Origin of the sequence: Oligoflexus sp., assembly GCF_035712445.1 — a bacterium.
Lineage (GTDB): Bacteria > Bdellovibrionota_B > Oligoflexia > Oligoflexales > Oligoflexaceae > Oligoflexus.
Window position 1 is genome coordinate 44,416 of sequence record NZ_DASTAT010000017.1, and the last position, 17,629, is coordinate 62,044.

Consider the following 17,629-nt stretch of genomic DNA (forward strand, 5'->3'; position numbering starts at 1 on the left):
CGTTCCCCCGATTATCGAGCCAGGTCCACGTACTTGTATGGATACTCTTCCAAAAGGTTCCGCTTGAAGTTACGGACATTCGGCTGCAGAACGCCCATCACGTAGTGATTGCTGATGAGGATCATCGGCACTTCCTCTTTCAGGATCGCATCCATCTCGGCGAAGAGCTTATAGCGCTCGGGTCCATTCATCATATGCCGGGCCTTTTCATAGGCGGCATCAAACTGCGCGTTTTCGAAGTTGCTGGTATTGGGGCCCGGGGCTTTGTTTTTGCTATAGAATAGGGAATAGAAGTTTTCCGCGTCCGGATAATCCGCGTTCCAGCCGGCATCGGCGATTTGATAGTTGCCCTCGTCGGTTTTCTTCAGGAAGTTGGAAAAGGACTGAAAATTGCCTTCCAATTTAATATTCGCCTTGGCGAGTTCATTGCGCATGAACTCATACTGCTGCCGCTGATCCTTGATGGCGGAACGGTATTCGACCGTCAGGGCGGGAAGGCCCTTGCCATCGGGATAGCCGGCCTCAGCCAGTTTTTTCTTGGCCATTTCGATATTCTGCGTGTACCAGGTCGAGCCGGTTTCGCGCGTGCTGCCGGCGATTTCATTCGGGACGATGGATTCGGAGCGGTTGCCGCGGCCGTTCATCATGAGTTCAATGAAACCATCCGCGCTCATCGCATAGGCAATCGCCTGGCGGAGCGCCTTGTTTTTACCGACCACAGGATCCTTCATGCCAAAGCGCATGAAGTTGGTGGCGAGGCTCGGCACATAATAGAGCGCATATTTCTCATACTCGGGCTTTAATTTGAATTTTTTGGTTCCGTCCGTTGTGGGAACGCGATCGACCATGGCGATGTAATCGTCACGGCCAATGGCCACCCAGGCCACTTCACCCTTTTTGAACTTCAGCATGGCGGGCTGGGTTTCCTCGATCAAAGGCAGGTGGATCTCGTCCACGAAGGGCAGCTTTTTGCCTGCAGCCTCCAAAAGCCCCGCTTCCTTATCCCCAGGGGCGCCTTCGGTCGGATAGGTGCCGTGATAGTTCGGATTTTTGGCCAGAACAGTCGTGCCGCGACGCGAGTAACTTTTCAGATAGAAAGCGCCGGTTCCGACCGGATTCTTATCAAAGTCATCACCGTATTTGGCAACGGCTTCCTTGGGTACGACCGAGGTGCCTTCAAAGGCCAGGGGATAAAAGTTGAGCGGGCTGTCCCGGGTGAAGGTGATCGTGAAACGATAGTTGTCCAGTTTCTTAAGGCCCGAGATTTCATGCTTCGCATAATCAAATCCCTGCGGCTGCTTTTTCGAAAGCTCGCGGAATTCATCCATGCCGACAACGAGGCCTTGGATCAGGGTGTAGCTCAGGCGGTTGGCATTGGCGTCCGCGAAGCGCTTCAGTGAGAAGATCACATCATCCGCCGTCATTTCCCGGCCGTTGCCTTCGGGGAAAACGGCGTGATCGTGAAACTTCACGCCCTGCTTCAGCGTGAAAAGATAGGTCACGCCATCGGCTTGTTTTTCCGGCATTTTTGTCAAAAGGAGGGGCGCGAGTTCATACGGGCGCTTGAGGTAATTGTATTCCAAAAGCGTATCGAAGAGACTGCGAATATGCTGACGCGAAGCCTCATCGAAAGATTTCACAGGGTCCAGGCTTTTCTCTTCCGAGCGCCGGTAGTGATAGAAAATCTTCAAAGGAGCCTCGGCAGAGCCCGTGCTGCTGACCTTGGATTCCTCGACTTTCTTTTTCGTGCAGCCAGGCTGGACAGCGAAACTGCCGAGGAGGCACAGAAAAGCAAGCCAGCGATTTTGAAATTTCATGAGTGAATGGCCTCCATGTTCAATTCCTGCGCGCGGTGACAGGCGACGCGGTGTTGATTGTCATTTCCAAGGGGAAGCAAAGCCGGCAGCTGCTCCTTGCAGATTGCGATGGTATAGGGGCAGCGCGTGTGAAACGGACAGCCCGAAGGGGGACGACTCGGGCTGGGAACATCCCCTTCCAGGACAGCTGGTTTCATCGTGCGACGGGGATCCGGTTTCGGAGCCGACGCCATCAGCGCCCGGGTATAAGGATGCGCGGGATTTTTATACATCGTGGCGGAATCGGCGACCTCCATCAGACGACCGAGGTACATCACCGCCACGCGATCGGAAATATACCGCACGACGTTCAGATCGTGAGAGATGAAAATATAGGTCAGCTTGAGCTGTTTTTGCAGATCCATGAGAAGATTGATGATCTGGGCCTGGATCGAAACATCCAGGGCCGAGACCGCTTCATCACAGACGATCAGGCTCGGGCGCAGGGCCAGAGCCCGAGCAATGCCGATTCTCTGTCTTTGACCGCCGCTGAATTCGTGCGGAAACTTATTCATATCGGTCGCGCGCAGGCCCACGAGCTGCATCAGCTCTTCCACCTGCTTTCTGCGATCGGCGGCGTTGCCAAGGCCATGCAGGAGGAAGGGCTCTTCCAAAATATCAAAGATGGGTTTGCGGGGATTCAGCGAGGCGTAGGGGTCCTGGAACACCATCTGGATTTCCTTGCGAAAATCCTTCAGACCCTTGTCTTTCAAATGCGCGATGTTCTGGCCGCGGAAAAAGATATCACCCGAGGTCGGCTCGTAGATGCGGACCAGGGCGCGTCCCAGCGTGGACTTGCCGCAGCCGGATTCACCGACGATGCCGAAGGTCTCGCCTTCCTCAAGCTGAAACGAGACATCATTCACGGCATAGACCGAACCTACCTGACGCTTGAAAAGTCCGCCCCGGATCGGAAAATGCATATTCAGGTTTTTCACGTCGAGCAGGCTGGTCATGAAATATTATTGTCCTTCCAGATGACAGGCCACGCTATGATCCCCAGGCAGCTGGGTCAGCTCGGGGTTCTGGGCAAAGCAGCGTTCAAACGCAAAAGGACAGCGCGTATTGAAACGGCAGCCCTGGGGAAGATTCCGAAGACTCGGAACCGTGCCTTCGATGGTGAACAGTTTTTGCTTTTTGGTGACCGTGGCCGACGGGATCGACTGCAGGAGGCCTTTGGTATAAGGATGCCGCGGATTTTCGAAAATGCTGAAGACATCGCCGTACTCGACCGCTTTCCCCGCATACATCACGACCACATGATCGGCCATCTCCGCGACGATGCCCAGATCGTGGGTGATGAAAATGATCGAAGTCCGCTTTTCCTGCTGCAGCTCTTTCATGAGACGCAGAATTTGCGCCTGAATGGTGACATCCAGGGCCGTGGTGGGCTCGTCCGCAATCAAAAGGCTGGGTTCGCAGGCCAGGGCCATCGCGATCATCACCCTTTGCCGCATGCCACCGGAAAGCTGAAACGGATAATCGTGGAGCCTTTGCTCGGGATCGGGAATGTGCACGAGCTTCAGCATGCGCAGAGCTTCATGCAGCGATTCACGACGCGACATGCCACGGTGAATGCGAACCACCTCGGCGATCTGTTCGCCGATTGTATACACCGGATTCAGGGCGGTCATCGGCTCCTGAAAAATCATGGAAATGCGATCACCACGAATGGCCCGCATTTTTTCCTTCGAAATCTTCGTGAGATCCTGGCCTTCGAAAAGAATTTCGCCGCTTTCGACGAAGCCATTGGCTTCCTGCACCAGCCCCATGATGGTCATGGCGGTCACTGATTTTCCACAGCCGGATTCGCCGACCACTGCCAGGGTTTTGCCTTTTTCAACGGCCAGGCTGATCCCATCAAGGGCGCGGACTGTCCCGGTTTCCGTCTGAAAAGAGGTGCGTAGATCCCGCACTCTCAGCAGGGCGTTTTTGGAATCCAACATCAACCTTCCCGATCATAAAACGTAGGTTGGAAATATAAAGTGACCTCCCTTCTAATCTATTTCGCCCGCACTTGCAATTGCGTTGCATGACGGTGTCACCTGCAGCCGAAGAGGCTCTTCAGCATGCTCAGGGCAGGCAGATTTTGGCTTTTGAATTGTCCAGACTAAGCGCAGGCGAGGAGCTGCTCGTGAACCCAACTCGTCACGAAGTGGTCCAGCCAACGATTGTCGCCCTGCGGCGTCTTTTCTTTGCTGATAAAGCCAAGATGGCCTCCGGATGCTTGCAAGGAAAGCAGGGTTTTGGTGCTATAGGGGGCGCGGATGACCGAAGGAGCGGGAATAATAGGATCATCGGCGGCCGCGAGGATCAACGTCGGCAGCCTGATATTGCCGACCACATTCTTGGGCGAGCAGCTGTCGTAGTAATGCGTGCGATTCAGAAAACCGGCCAGTGGAGCAGTAATGACTTCATCGAAGTGACGCAAGGAAAGGCGGGACATCTTTTGGGCCACGAAGTCGGCGTCGACGACGCTGCGATCCAGGAGCTGTTTCAAAAGACTGCGCACATAGAAAAGATCCAGGTGCCTGTTGCCGATCTGGTCGATCGTGCGCGAACTCAATTCCAAATCGATCGGCGGACAGACGGCGAGCGCCGACTTTAATTGCGGCAGAGCACGAAGCTCATTCACACGCTGACCGAGAAGATTCAAAAGAATGGTGCCGGACAGGGAAAAACCCACGACCAAAAGCGGACTATCCGGCCAGCGTTGCGAGACGCTTTGCAGACCGGCCAGGACATCGGCAACGGAACCGGAGTGATAGATGCGCTGGGCCAGCTTCCCGTGCCGCCCTGCACCACGGTGGTTGTGGCGAATGACCCGCACGCCTCTTTTGGTAAGCTTGGTCGCGAGACGAACTTTGTACGAAGATTCGGAATCACCGCCCAGGCCATGCATCAGGTAAACGATCGGCGTTCGCGGGGAAGCGTCCGCGGGATGATTGATATCCAGTACGATGGCATCACCGTCCGACAAAGGAACAATCATCGACTCATCCGGCGGAAAGGGGCGCGAATCAGGCCAAAGCCAGCCGATCACAGTCTGCAGTTGCCCGCCGGGACAGAGTGGATGAGGCTGGAATGACGAAGGCATGGCTAAACTCCAGGAGAGATGGCCTCTTGTCGGCATAGGGAACTTACGAGTTAAGCCCGATCCAGGCAAGTCTTTGACTTACGAGGACTTTTTGGCGCTGAAAAATTTGCAAAACTCGACAGGACCTCGACTTTCTTCACTTTTTTACTTTGCATTTTGGCTCACCTATCGTTAGTTTGGGTCCGTAACTATTTATGGGGAAATCCCTTGAACGCTACTCCCATACTGACTGTCTATCTCGTCCTTCGCCTTGGGCAATATGGTATCGAAACTCTGCTGTCCTGGCTCAATCATCGCTATGCCCAGGACCCAAAGCGTCAGGCGGAAGCCGCCAAAGTCCTTGAAATCAGCCCTGAAGCGATGCGAAAATCCTCGGCCTATGCCCGGGACAAGTATCACTTCGCGCAGATCTCGGGCGCGGTGCAGCTCGCCATTACCCTTATTTTCCTGGCTGCCGGTGGCCTTGGATGGGTGGAGCAAACCATCAGCCCGCTGACCGGCGGCGCGGAAAGCCCGATACTGACTGGACTCGGATTCTTCGCGCTGCTCGGTGCCTTGGGTTATATTCTGAGCCTGCCCTTTGACCTTTATTTCACCTTCGTCATCGAACAAAAGCACGGTTTCAATCGCCAGACCCTGAAAGGCTTCATCAGCGATCAGGTGAAGACCATGCTGTTGACCGCCCTTCTGGGTGGACCTTTGCTCGCGGCGCTGCTCTTCGTCATGGGCCGCACCGGCAGCAACTGGTGGATTCCCGCCTGGCTTCTGCTCTTCGGCTTCAGTCTTCTGACCGCCTGGCTTTATCCCACGCTCCTCGCGCCCCTATTCAACAAGTTTCATCCCTTGGAAGAAGGGGCTCTGCGCGATGATATCTACACCCTCGCCCGCAAAATAGACTTCAACACCGACGGCATTTCCATCATGGATGCCTCGAAGCGCTCGGCGCACGGCAACGCTTATTTCACGGGCGTCTTTGGTAAAAAGAAAATCGTGCTCTTCGATACCCTTGTGAAAAGCATGAGCCCCGGTGAAGTCGTAGCGGTCCTCGCTCACGAACTCGGGCATTTCAAACTGCATCACGTGCGCTGGTCGCTGATTCGCAGCTTTTTCATCACCGGCCTCATGTTTTACGGACTCAGCCTCTGCCTGCCGCTGCTCAGCTTCTATCAGGCCTTCGGTTTGCCGGCTGTTTCCGACTACGGCGCGCTCGTGGTATTTTCACTCTGGTTTGGCCCCATCAATTTCATCCTGCAACCGCTTTTAAGCCAGATCTCGCGTCGCAACGAGTTCCAGGCCGACGCCTTCGCCCTGCAGAATATCGAAGACAAGCGCAAGCTGGGCGACGCCCTCTTGAAGCTTCGTGAAAACAGTCATTTAATGCCGATCAGTCACCCCTGGTATTCAGGGGTTTATCATTCGCATCCGCCCCTACTCGAGCGATTGGATGCTATGGGATATCTTCGATAACGAACTGACTCTGAAAGGTGCAGCTTATGCAGAACTTGACTCCACGCCAGCTCAAAGCTTTCGAGTTTATAAAATCGCACACCGAACGCGTGGGCTATGCGCCGACGCTTCGTGAACTCTGTGACTTCATGGGCTATAAAGCTGTTGGCTCCGCTCAGGACGTGATCGCCTCGCTCCGGAAAAAAGGTTTCATCACCACACCGATGAAGCAAGCCGCGCGCTCCCTGACTCTTTCCGACAAAGGAAAGGCCTTTTACGGTGTGAAGCTCGCCGCTCCCGGCGACATGGGCGATTCCTTTCTGGTGCCCTGCCTTGGCAAGGTTCCCGCTGGCGTCCCCATCGAAGCGATCGAGGATCACTCGGGATATATCCGCGTTTCGAGCAGTCTTCTGCCGCGCTCCGTCTCGCAGGACAATCTTTTTGCTCTGCAGGCCAAGGGCCTGAGTATGCTGCATGCCGGGATCCTGGATGGCGACTGGCTCGTGATTCAGCAGCAGCAGGATGCTCCGCACGGAACCATCGTCGTCGCGCAGGTCGGTGACAACGCCACTGTGAAAAGGCTCTGCCTGGATTCACGTCGCGGCTGGTACCTGAAACCGGAAAATCCTGATTTTCAGGAAATCTATGCCGACGATGAACCCTTCGCCGTTCTCGGCCGGGTCGTTGCGCTGCAGCGCACCATGTTTGACCTGAACTGATGATGACAGAAATTCCCAGCATTATGACATAAGTTATCGTCAACCTTCCGTGTTGGCGATAACTCGACATACTTCTCCCCTACTCTGTTTACATATTCTTTCTCAGCGGCTAGGATACGCGCGCAACCTCGAGTCAAGGCTGGCACGTCGACTATGCTGCAGCAGATCCGGAAATTTGAAATCGAAGCTCAAAGGCGCCAGATCAGAAAGATCATGTGGTCGCAGCTGGTATCCGATAGCTTCTACGCGCTGATTTTCATCGCCGGGCAGCGCTATTTCGAGTTCCTGCTGCTTTTGGCTTTTCAGGTTCCCATTCATTTCATGCTGCGGCGGCTGTCGGTTCAGGTTGATTCCCGGCTCAAATGCATCGTGATTCTTTTGCAGCACCTGACCTTTTTCGTCTTTGCCGCCATACTGGGGGAAAAAGCCCTTGTGCAGCTGCTATCCTTGAGCGCGTTTTTAAGCCAGATCATTCACCTGCGACCCAAGCGCTGGATGGAATGGGCAGCTGTGCTGCTCGCTCCTATCCTTTGGAATATTTTGGAATGGCGGGATTATGATATTTTCCAGCTGCCAAGGACACATCCTGAATGGATGATCACGGCCATTCGCCTTGGAATACTGAATAGCTCCTTTATCTTCCTTTACCTGATCTTTGACTTTCTTCGCCTGAGGCATCGGGAGCTGGAAAACGAGATGGTGGCTTCGGGAATGAATCTGCAGCAGGCCAAGGCCACGATCGAAAGGCAGCAGTCAGCCCTGGTGCAAAATTCCAAGATGCAGGCGCTCGGGGAAATGGCCGGTGGGATCGCGCATGAAATCAATAATCCTCTGTCCATTATTGTGGCCCAGCTTTACGCCCTGAAGGCACGGCTCATCAAGGGCATGCTCTCGGCCCAGGAACTCCAGGAATCCCTGCATAACCTGCAGCAGAGTTCCGGCCGCATCTCGCATATCGTGCAGAGCCTTCTGCAGATTTCCGGAGACGGAGCGCGCGACCCCTTTCAGAACGTCAGCGTGCTCGCCCTGCTCGATCATACTGAAGCCCTCTGTCGCCAGAAATTTCAGCATTACGGGATTGAGCTGACCGTCGCCAAGCATATTCCTGAGACCCTTATGATTCCCTGTCATCAGTCGCAGATCGCCCAGGTGCTTTTGAACCTTCTTTCCAACGCTTTTGATGCGGTGGCCGAGGCTCAGGAACGTTGGGTCCGCGTCTGGACCGTGCATGATAGCGAAAGGGTGGTCTTTATCGTGACCGATAGTGGTCAGGGCGTGCTGCCACAGCAGAAGGAGAGGCTCTTTCAACCTTTCTCCTCCACCAAGCCGATCGGCAAGGGCATGGGTCTTGGCCTCAGCATTTCCAAAGGCATCGTGGAGCAGCATCACGGCAACATCTGGCTCGATACCTCGGCACGCTACACGACCTTCAAGATGGAACTGCCCCTGGTTTCAGGTCCAGCACCCGGGATTTGAGCAGAGGCAGGCGATCATGAATCTGGCGCAGGACCAGATTCACCTCAATGGGTTTGGCCAGATGCATATCACAGCCAACCTCCAGCGATCGACTGCGATCCTCTTTCATGTTGGCCGCAGAAAAGGCGAAGATGAAACCCTTGTAGCCTAGCCCGCGAATTTTTTCCGTGGCCTGGAAGCCGTCCATCTCGGGCATCTGCAGATCCATGAAGATGAAATCATAGGGCTCCGCCACGACTTTATCCACGGCTTGAACTCCATTTTCAGCAATCGCGACGTCACCGCCGTAGCCGCGAATCAAATGACTGAGGAGCGCGTGATTGTCAGGCGCATCGTCAACCACCAGAAAGCGGATGCCGCGCAGCGGCCGCGAGGCTCGATCAAACGGCAGCACCTGCCGCGGGGCAGCCGCTTTTCGCTCCTTCGGGATCTGATGCAAGACCGGCAATCTATGCTGGATGGCGAAGCGAAAGCAGGATCCCTGATTCACCTGGCTGCTCACGAGCTGCAAGGATCCACCGAGTCCCTCGGCGAGCTTGCGGGACAGCAAAAGCCCGAGGCCCGTCCCTCCATAGACACGGGTCCTGGCGATATCGCCTTGGGAAAAGGGCTGAAAGAGGGAGGCCTGCGCTTCGGGACTGATGCCTCGGCCCGTGTCGGTGATGGTGAAAATGAGAGTGGGTTCTGCGGCCTTTTTCTCACTGCTGATCTTCAGTTCGACGAGGCCGGAGCTGGTGAACTTCACAGCATTGCCCACCAGATTGATAAGGACCTGTTCCAGGCGGATCTCATCTGTTTCAATGAGGTCCGGTATCGGGCCTTCCTTGACCACATGAAATTTCACGCCGTTCGCTTCAGCGCGCGGGGAAAAAAGACTGCGAACATTGTCGATGATCTTGTTGAGAGAGCAGACGCCGCAGGTGAATTCCAGGCGCCCGGCCTCGACCTTCGAAAGATCAAGAATGTCATTGATGATCTGCAAAAGCAGCCTTGAATTGCGGCGAATGGTCTCGGCATACTGAAGCCCCTGGGGCTTGTCATCCAGCTGCTCCATGATCAATTCCATAAAGCCGACGATGGCATTCAGCGGCGTGCGGATTTCGTGGCTCATATTGGCCAGAAAGAGACTTTTCGCCTGGCTGGCGGCTTCGGCGGCCTTCTTGGCTTCCTGCAAAGCCAGCTCGGTTTTCTTGCGACTCGAAATATCGCGAATGATAATGGAAAGGCCGAAGGGGAAATCAGCGGATATCCCGCCGACCGAAACCGCGACGTTGAAGGTCTGACCGTTGGCGGCCAGGGCCATGCATTCGATATCACGGATCTCGATCTCTTTCTCGGCGTTCAATCCCACCAGGATCTTCTGCAGATTGCCTTTGAATCCTGGCAGTATTTTCTCGATGGTGAAGTCGATGACCTCGGGGCGCGGTATTTGAAAAAGACGCAGGAGCGCAGGATTGCAGTACTGGATGATCCCATACTGATCTATGCTCACGATGGCGTCCGAGGCGGCTTCGGCAATGGTGCGATGAATGGCGATGTTGGTGCGGAGTTCAAGTTCGGTCCGCATGCGCTGGCTGCAGTCTTTCATCATGATCACGCGGCTCAGTCCGTGAAGCTGGAAGTGATGCTCCATCCAGATCTCGACATGCAGAATGCGGCCGACGCCATTCCGAATTCGGAAGACCCTGTTGTATTTGACCTTATCCGATGGGATCAGGGCATGCGGCTTCAGAAATTGTTCAAAGCGTTCCCCGTCCTTGGCATCCGCGAAGAATCCGAGATAATCACGACCGATTAGCTCGTGCTGTTCCATCTGGAACAGATCGAGGGCCGACTGGTTGCAGGATTCGATGGAAAAGTCTTCGGAACACATGAGCACCGCATCGGTGTTCATATCCAAAAGGCAGCGGATGAAATCGGATTGAATGACGAGCTGGGTTTTCAGCTCAGAAAACCAAGGGCTTTCCGCCAGAGCTGTGGCTCCAGTCCGGCTGCTTACAGGACTCAGTGCCTCGTCGATGACGTATTCATCCGCCCTGAGCTGCGTGCTGATCAGACGATGAAGCTCGGGGAGGCGATCCGAACTGACCTTGATGCACAAGTCGGTATATTGGCTAGTCATGGCATGGCCCACATTGCTGGTGCGTCTTCGATCGGTGTCGACTGGACGCAGTCTTGGTTATGTGTGTGCGTGCTTATCCGCAGATTACACGATCTCATCCATGTACCAAATACCTTTTAGCTTTTCGGGACGGGGACTGCGACCTGGACAGCCGTGCAAAGGATTGATCTTCGTTTTTTCCACAGTTTTTGCTATAGCTTCCAAAGTTTCCATCAGGAGGACATATTCTGAAGTCTATGGAACCTTCTGCTGTTGATATGGATCGACTCGCCAGCGAATGTGAGAAGGAAGAACTTCGCCATACGGGCTTTATTCAGGGCCATGGAGTCTTCTTCGCCCTGGATCGGCAGGGTTTTTGCCTCGCTGTAAGCGAAAACGTCGCGCAGATAGGCGTTCCTGTGGAGACGCTGCTGCGGCGTGACTTCTTTTCTTTTTTCAAAGAACTTCTTCCCTTTCGTGAACATCTGCAGTCCTTGATCCCGGAACTGCCACGCAAACTGGGAGATTTTCGTTTGGGGCAGAGGGTGTGGAGCGTGGTCGCGACCCCGTCGGCCGAGATTATTTTTTTGGAACTTGAACCCGCGCCCGCGCAGGATGCTTCCGGTCCGACGAAAAAGAACCTGGCACCATGCCTTTATGTTCCCCATGAGTTTGCGGAAGCTTCTGATGCTTATAAGGCCCTGGTTCGGGATATTCAGAAAATGATCGGCTATGATCATGTGATGCTGTATCAGTTCCAATTCGATGGCAGCGGGGAAGTGATTGCCGAACAAAGACTGTCTGATGCCCCGGCATACCTGGGCCACCGATTCCCGGCTTCCGACATTCCCCAGATCGCCCGCAACCTTTATATGAAGACTTTTTTTCGCCAGGTCGTGAGTATTCATGATCGGCCTGTGGCGATTCGGACGGCCGATGGCCAGAATCTGGACCTGACCCATAGTTATCTGCGCAGCGTGTCACCTGTTCATATCGAATACCTGCGGAACATGAAGGTGGCGTCATCCTTCTCGGTGCCCATCATCCTGAACAAGCAGCTTTGGGGCCTTGTGACGACCCATGCCTATGCACCGCGAGCGGTTCCCTTCGATGTGCGCATCCAGGTCGCTGAAACAGTGCGCAACTTCTGCGTCACGCTGCGAACCATGAAAATCCTCGAAGAAAATCGCTGGCACCTGCGTCTGGACCAAAGGCTCCTCGGCCTTGCCGATGATCTGATTTGGCGGGACAGGACGGTGAATCTTTCGGAGGAGGGCGTGGCGAGCATCTGCGATATTCTGGGCCTTTGCGGCTTCGTGCTGATCAGCGGCGACGAGGTCAGCGCCTTCGGCTACTGTCCCGACACCGACCTGATTCACCGCATGATGGATACGTTCTGCTACGATCGAACCCGGCCCTTATTCGCCACCGAAAATGTTCGCAAGCGCTTTCGCTACTATCACGAATGGCCCGATGACATCGGGGGGCTGATCATCGTCCAGAATAGTTTCTCGGTCGGGGAAAAAAGATGGCAGTATGTGTTCTTCGGCTTTCGCCATGAAATGCTGCAGACCATCACCTGGGCCGGCGATCCCATGAAGAATCTGTCCGACGATCCCACTGCCCCAAGGCTTCAGCCTCGCCAATCCTTTGCCACCTGGATCGAGGAAAGACGCGGCTGCTCCTCGTATTGGACGCACACCGATAAACTGGTCGCGCGGCGCCTTGTGAACTTCATTTTCCGCTCCAAAGGCGACATCCAAAGGCCGCGCATCACCTGACGGCTCAGGGCCCGTGCCCATTGTGGAAGGGATTGGCATCCATGTTGAAGGCTGAAATCACATAGCCATAGTCCATGGGCTGCCCTGCCGCCTCGTGACCTTCGGAACAGTACACAATCCGCATGATGTATTTGCTCTGGTCGGTCGCGATCTGAATGATCTTGGTCATCTTCGAAATCATGACCTCTTTCAGAGTGCGAATGACGAGGTCATGTTCCGCGATAAAAGTGATGTCCGTGATAGGCCGACCCACGTCGTGGCGCATGACGTTGACGAGTTTGAGGATTTCAGAATTGTAGCGGCGGATCCGCAGTTCGCGATCCAGGAAGATCATGCCGATGCTCGATGTTTTGAGCAGAAATTCGATATCGCGATGCGCCTGCTGAAGCTCGTCGATCTTGGACTGGTATTCGGCGTTGACGGTATAGAGTTCTTCATTCACCGACTGCAACTCTTCATTGGCGCTCTGCAGCTCCTCGTTTGAAGACATCAGCTCTTCATTGGCGCTTTGCAGTTCCTCGTTGGTGGTCTCCAGCTCTTCGATCGTCGACTGCAAGGATTCCCTGAGGCCATCCAGCTGCTCTTCCAGATTGCTGATCTGAGCCTGCGAATACCGCCTTTCATCAAAGGATTCCTGAGGATCCAAGGAAGGGGCTGGTTGAGGTCCGCTATTCAGAATGCGAACCAGATAGACATGCGAGGCGCTCACCACTTCGGGGGTAAAGTCGATCAGTTCAATATCGAGGCTTCGGGTCGTATCGGGACCGTGGCAGACCACGTTCTCGAAAGTCACGTGCCGCTTTTGCGGCGAAATCTTATCCACAGCCGACCGGACAGCCAGGGCCAGATCCCGCGGCAAAAGCTTCAGGACATCATAGGTTCTTTGACCGCCCGGGACCTGCAGATAAGTGGAAGCCTCGCCGAAAACATGCAAAAGGTTATAGCCTGAATCAAAGAGCAGGCCGCTCTCCACGAAATGGCTCAGGATATTTTCATAGACTTTGGTAAGCCTCGAATCCTTTTGATAACTGACACGCGGCAGGCTGCGAGGAGCTGCCATGGATGCATCCGCATAGGGAGGCATGATGGCTTCCTCCTGAATGCGAAGCCGCAGCTCAGGTTTTTCCGTCACCTCAGGGTTATTGATCTTTTGAAATATTTTCGCGGCCCCATGCACGACGCGGAACTGACGATTGATTTCGCCCACGGTTTCACTTTTTCCCAGGAAAAGGTAGCCATCCGGCTTGGCTGCAAAATGAAAGACGGAGATGACCTTGCTCTGCAGAGTCGGTTTGAAATAGATCAAAAGATTGCGGCAGCTGATCAGATCGATGCGGCTGAAAGGAGGATCGCGGAAGACGTTGTGCACGGAAAAAACGATGCTGTTGCGGATCTGCGGCACAACCTCATAGCCTCCCTCACGCTGAATGAAGTATTTTTCAAAGTAACCGCGGTGCAGCATTTCAAGGTTGATCGTTTCCGGATAAAGCCCTTGACCTGCGATCTTGATGGCCTGAGCATCAATATCGGTGGCGAATATTTTGAAATCGTTGGTCTTGCCCTGGGCGATGATGGTCTCGCGCAGAAGAATGGCGAGGCTGTAAGCCTCTTCACCCGTCGAGCAGCCCGCCACCCAAACCCGGATCGGGTTATGCGCGGAGCGTTTCACGATCTCGCTGATCGCCAGGCGTTCGAGCAGTTCGAAGGATTCGGTGTTGCGGAAGAATTGCGTCACGCCGATCAGAAGATCAGAATGCAGACGGCGGATTTCGGTAGGATCCTGCGTGATGAAATCGCAGTATTCCTGAAGCGAGGTAAAGTTCAGGACCTTCACCCTGCGTTCAATGCGGCGGATGATTGTGGAGGAACGGTAGGAGCTGAAATCAATCCCCGAGACCAGCTGCAGCTGCGAGAGCAGAAGGCTGTAGCTCTGCTCATCCGTCTCAATGCTGTGGTCACCTCCGCCCCTCGTGATTTCTTGTATGTAACTTTGAACGTAGCTGGCCATTTCCTCGGGGGCCAGCACCTGATCGGCCAAACCCGAGCGAATAATACTTTTGGGCATGCCATCAAACTTGCAGGTTTCAGGAGCCTGAGCGATGACAAGGCCCCCGTTGCTTTTGATGAGCTTCGCCCCGCGGGTTCCATCACTGCCCGTGCCCGATAGGATGACGCCAATGGCCGCGGATCCACGTTCCTCGGCCAGCGTTTCAAAGAAATGGTCGATCGGCAGCCTCGGACTATGGTTGCCCTCCATATCGGTGGCCAGGATGCGATTTTTTTGAATCTGCAGGTATTTCTTGGGCGGTATGAGGTAAATCGAGGCGGGCTCGATCACGGCCTCATGTTCCACCCGAACGATCTTCATTCGGGTATGTCGCGACAGAAGCTCGTCCATAAGGCTTTTAAAGTCAGGTGAAAGGTGCTGAATCACGACAAAGCAGAGATCGCCGGGATGATCGAAGTGGTCAAAGAAGCTCTGCAGGGCCTCAAGCCCGCCGGCTGAGGCGCCAATTCCAACGACAACAGGTTGATCGGTATCCTGGTTCATGTCATTCATGAGCGTCCTCCTGGGGCTTGGGAAGCTCAGAAATCACACGATCCCAGGCAAAAATCAAGAAACTTAAAAATTCCAGGCCAGGCGTGAATAGTATAGCCCGCCTTTGAAGCCAAATGGCGTCGTCTCCCAGGAGTACTTGAAACTGCCGCCGGCATAAGTGCGAACGGGATGGTCGTCGTTCATCGCTTCGGGATAAATGTTGAAGACGTTCTGAGCGCCGACATCCAGGCGAATGCCATTGGCAAAACCATAGCCGGAATGCACATCGGTGATCCACTTGCCGTCATAACTCTGCTTATAGCCGCCAAAGCCGGCACCGGAAACCTCGCCGTAATAATTCAGCTGCGTACCTGCATTCCAGCGGGCCTGGTTGTATTCGGCGGCCAGCTGCACGCGATTGCGCGGCTGCCCTTCTTCCGTCAGGACGATCTGACCTTCCCCAAAGATAAGGGCCGGGTCGATGCCTTCCGGCGCTCTTACATCCAGAACTTCGGTCTGATTGCGGTAATATCCAAAACGCGTGCTGAGGCTTTGCCCCGGATTCAAAGGAATCAGATAATCAACCAGCACATCGATGCCGCGGGTGTCGGTATCAATGGCATTTGTGAAGAATTGAGCGGCATCCACATTCAAAGGTTCGAGCACGGCGCGGATCGGACAGTTGCTGTTATCCGCAGCGCAGCCGGCCTTCGGCTCGGCATTCAGAAATTCAGACAGCACGATGCGGTCCTGCACCCGAATGCGATAGGCATCGGCCGAGACCGTCATGCGCGGCAGGGGTTTACTGAAGACTCCTATGGACTGGTTGATGGATGTTTCATTTTTAAGGTCGCGAAGGCCAATGGCTTCAAAAGCTGGACTGCCCTGGCGAGCGGTTTGAGTCTCGGTGAGTATGGAGCCGGCAAAGGTCGTGCTGCGCGAACTGTAATTGGCCTGCTGCAGCGACGGCACGCGGAAGCCTGTGGAAACTGTGCCACGGAAGGCCAGCTGGGGATTCACATCATAGCGCATCGACAGCTGTCCTGTGGTGGATGAACCGACCGCCTCATAGTCTTCATAACGTGCGGCCACTGCCGTCAGGAAATCCTTGGCAAAGCGGGATTCCAGATCTATGAATGCAGCCCGCGAATAACGCGTCGCGTCCACTTCATTGCTGGGCTGAAAGCCGGGAAATCCCTGCATGCCGGCGGGCGCGAGCTGTCCTGTCGGTCCCAGGAGTTTGAGCGAATAATCATTGCCGGGGCCATAGGTCCAGGATGCTGGGTCACCGGCTATAATCTGATAGCGTTCCTGCCGGTAAACAAGGCCGGTGGTCAAGTCGAGCTGCAGGTTTTCGCGGCTGATCAGCTTCTGCCGCAGATCAAGGTTTGTGGCGGCATCGGCGTATTTAAGAGTGCCGTCATCCGTTTCCCGAGGCGAGGCATCACCCAGCGAGATGTTCATGGAATTTTTGGAACGGAAATTAAAACTGTTTTCACCATAGCCGTAGCTTATGTCGAGATCGCCGTCGCCGATTTCTCGCTTGATGCCGCCGACGAGCGAACGGTCTTCGATGCGGGTGACCAGGAGCGGCAGTGTTCCGTTGGGATAGAATTTGGGGTTATTGCGATCGCTGTCCGGCTCACGGAAAAATCCGCCGGATTCGCTTTCTCTTTGAGCAGCGCCTCCGAAGGCATAAAGAACCGTGCGATCATTCAAACGGAATTCGCTATTGAGAAAAGCGGCGCCGTCCAGAGCCTCGGATTCACCAATGCGCATGGTTTTACGACCAAAACGCTGGTCGGTCTGCGCGCGATTGGTTTCGCCGCGCTTTTGAATTTCCCCGCTGACCTGCACAAAGCTTTCCGTTCCAATCAGAGAACGCGCGGTGATGCCGGTTTTCGCCGTATCGCCGTCACCTGCATAGTTACGGGCGCCATAAACATGGACCTGGTTGCTGGTCGAGCCATCCTTCAAAACGATATTGATGACGCCTGCGATCGCATCGGAACCATACTGAGCGGAAGCCCCCTGCCGCAGCACTTCAACCCGTTTGATCGCGGACACGGGAATCGCATTGATATCGGTTCCGGCTGAGCCGCGACCGACGGTCTGCTGCACGTTCAGAAGAGCCTGGCTGTGCTGCCTTTTGCCATTGACCAGAATCAGCACCTGATCGGGGCCCATGCCTTTCAAGGTCGCTGGTCTTACCGAATCGGTTCCATCCGAGACGGTGGTGGCCGAGAAGTTGAAGCTCGGGGATAGGGCTTGCAGGAGTTTGCCGGTTTCCGCGATGCCGGTTTTTTCGAGCTGCTCTTCGTCGTAGACTTCGATGGCGACAGCAGCCTCATCCGCGCTGCGACCGATCACGCGCGTGCCGACGACGGACATTTTTTCAAGCGGTTGATTCTGAGCCTGAGCCTCCCAGGCCAGGCCCGCAAGACCCAGAACTGCGAAATATTTATGCATGAGTGTCCACCAAAAAAAGGGTTGAACTATGGGATTAAATTAAAAAATCGTTTCCGGCTACACTGGGAAGAACATGCATGACGCTCGATCATGCTACAGGTGAGCTAACGAATCATGGGGCATGACGCTCGATGACGCTGCGGGT

11 protein-coding genes are annotated in these 17,629 nt (G+C 54.7%); 4 read left to right on the top strand and 7 right to left on the bottom strand.

Features of this window, described 5'->3' with window-relative positions; all coding sequences use genetic code 11:
- Window positions 1–11 precede the first annotated feature (11 nt).
- From VFO10_RS02910 to VFO10_RS02925, 4 genes are all read right to left on the bottom strand, one after another.
- The gene (locus tag VFO10_RS02910) at window positions 12–1,817 is read right to left on the bottom strand and encodes an ABC transporter substrate-binding protein (RefSeq protein ID WP_325137176.1); all 1,806 of its coding nucleotides are present in this window, start codon (window positions 1,815–1,817) and stop codon (window positions 12–14) included.
- A complete protein-coding gene (locus VFO10_RS02915) occupies window positions 1,814–2,812 on the bottom strand; it encodes a dipeptide ABC transporter ATP-binding protein (RefSeq protein WP_325137177.1) in 999 nt (332 codons plus the stop codon). The genes VFO10_RS02910 and VFO10_RS02915 overlap by 4 nt, the downstream gene beginning before the upstream one ends.
- Window positions 2,813–2,818: 6 nt before the next feature.
- Window positions 2,819–3,802, bottom strand: a complete 984-nt coding sequence (locus VFO10_RS02920; protein WP_325137178.1) for an ABC transporter ATP-binding protein — start codon at window positions 3,800–3,802, stop codon at window positions 2,819–2,821.
- A 164-nt stretch (window positions 3,803–3,966) separates the two neighbouring features.
- Window positions 3,967–4,953: a YheT family hydrolase gene (locus VFO10_RS02925; RefSeq protein ID WP_325137179.1), complete on the bottom strand. Its 987-nt coding sequence runs from the start codon at window positions 4,951–4,953 to the stop codon at window positions 3,967–3,969.
- Window positions 4,954–5,160: 207 nt separating this feature from the next.
- Here VFO10_RS02925 and VFO10_RS02930 point away from each other — a divergent pair, with 207 nt between their 5' ends.
- The 3 genes from VFO10_RS02930 (at window position 5,161) to VFO10_RS02940 (ending at window position 8,594) form a co-directional block, all read left to right on the top strand.
- Window positions 5,161–6,420 (top strand): M48 family metallopeptidase, encoded by a 1,260-nt coding sequence (locus VFO10_RS02930; RefSeq protein WP_325137180.1) that lies wholly within the window; start codon window positions 5,161–5,163, stop codon window positions 6,418–6,420.
- A gap of 26 nt (window positions 6,421–6,446) precedes the next feature.
- On the top strand, window positions 6,447–7,118 hold the full coding sequence (gene lexA, locus VFO10_RS02935) for a transcriptional repressor LexA (RefSeq protein WP_325137181.1): 672 nt from the start codon (window positions 6,447–6,449) through the stop codon (window positions 7,116–7,118).
- A gap of 153 nt (window positions 7,119–7,271) precedes the next feature.
- Window positions 7,272–8,594, top strand: coding sequence for a HAMP domain-containing sensor histidine kinase (locus VFO10_RS02940; RefSeq protein WP_325137182.1), 1,323 nt, complete (start codon window positions 7,272–7,274; stop codon window positions 8,592–8,594).
- On the opposite strand, the gene VFO10_RS02945 is transcribed toward VFO10_RS02940, so the two are convergent.
- Window positions 8,548–10,716 (bottom strand): ATP-binding protein, encoded by a 2,169-nt coding sequence (locus VFO10_RS02945; protein ID WP_325137183.1) that lies wholly within the window; start codon window positions 10,714–10,716, stop codon window positions 8,548–8,550. The genes VFO10_RS02940 and VFO10_RS02945 overlap by 47 nt on opposite strands.
- A gap of 236 nt (window positions 10,717–10,952) precedes the next feature.
- Between VFO10_RS02945 and VFO10_RS02950 the strand changes: the two genes are divergently transcribed.
- Window positions 10,953–12,476, top strand: a complete 1,524-nt coding sequence (locus VFO10_RS02950; RefSeq protein ID WP_325137184.1) for a GAF domain-containing protein — start codon at window positions 10,953–10,955, stop codon at window positions 12,474–12,476.
- A 4-nt stretch (window positions 12,477–12,480) separates the two neighbouring features.
- Here the strand turns inward: VFO10_RS02950 and VFO10_RS02955 are convergent, their stop codons facing one another.
- Together VFO10_RS02955 and VFO10_RS02960 are read right to left on the bottom strand one after the other, a co-directional pair.
- Window positions 12,481–15,036: a chemotaxis protein CheB gene (locus tag VFO10_RS02955; RefSeq protein ID WP_325137185.1), complete on the bottom strand. Its 2,556-nt coding sequence runs from the start codon at window positions 15,034–15,036 to the stop codon at window positions 12,481–12,483.
- 63 nt (window positions 15,037–15,099) lie between these two features.
- On the bottom strand, window positions 15,100–17,484 hold the full coding sequence (locus VFO10_RS02960; RefSeq protein WP_325137186.1) for a TonB-dependent receptor plug domain-containing protein: 2,385 nt from the start codon (window positions 17,482–17,484) through the stop codon (window positions 15,100–15,102).
- Window positions 17,485–17,629 lie beyond the last annotated feature (145 nt).

Bases quoted from the DNA above. Each gene is read 5' to 3' on its own strand.
- VFO10_RS02945 (WP_325137183.1), bottom strand. From the start codon at position 10,716: ATGACTAGCCAATATACCGACTTGTGCATCAAGGTCAGTTCGGATCGC.
- VFO10_RS02920 (WP_325137178.1), bottom strand. From the start codon at position 3,802: ATGTTGGATTCCAAAAACGCCCTGCTGAGAGTGCGGGATCTACGCACC.
- VFO10_RS02960 (WP_325137186.1), bottom strand. From the start codon at position 17,484: ATGCATAAATATTTCGCAGTTCTGGGTCTTGCGGGCCTGGCCTGGGAG.
- VFO10_RS02940 (WP_325137182.1), top strand. From the start codon at position 7,272: ATGCTGCAGCAGATCCGGAAATTTGAAATCGAAGCTCAAAGGCGCCAG.
- lexA (WP_325137181.1), top strand. From the start codon at position 6,447: ATGCAGAACTTGACTCCACGCCAGCTCAAAGCTTTCGAGTTTATAAAA.
- VFO10_RS02910 (WP_325137176.1), bottom strand. From the start codon at position 1,817: ATGAAATTTCAAAATCGCTGGCTTGCTTTTCTGTGCCTCCTCGGCAGT.
- VFO10_RS02955 (WP_325137185.1), bottom strand. From the start codon at position 15,036: ATGAATGACATGAACCAGGATACCGATCAACCTGTTGTCGTTGGAATT.
- VFO10_RS02915 (WP_325137177.1), bottom strand. From the start codon at position 2,812: ATGACCAGCCTGCTCGACGTGAAAAACCTGAATATGCATTTTCCGATC.
- VFO10_RS02925 (WP_325137179.1), bottom strand. From the start codon at position 4,953: ATGCCTTCGTCATTCCAGCCTCATCCACTCTGTCCCGGCGGGCAACTG.
- VFO10_RS02950 (WP_325137184.1), top strand. From the start codon at position 10,953: ATGGAACCTTCTGCTGTTGATATGGATCGACTCGCCAGCGAATGTGAG.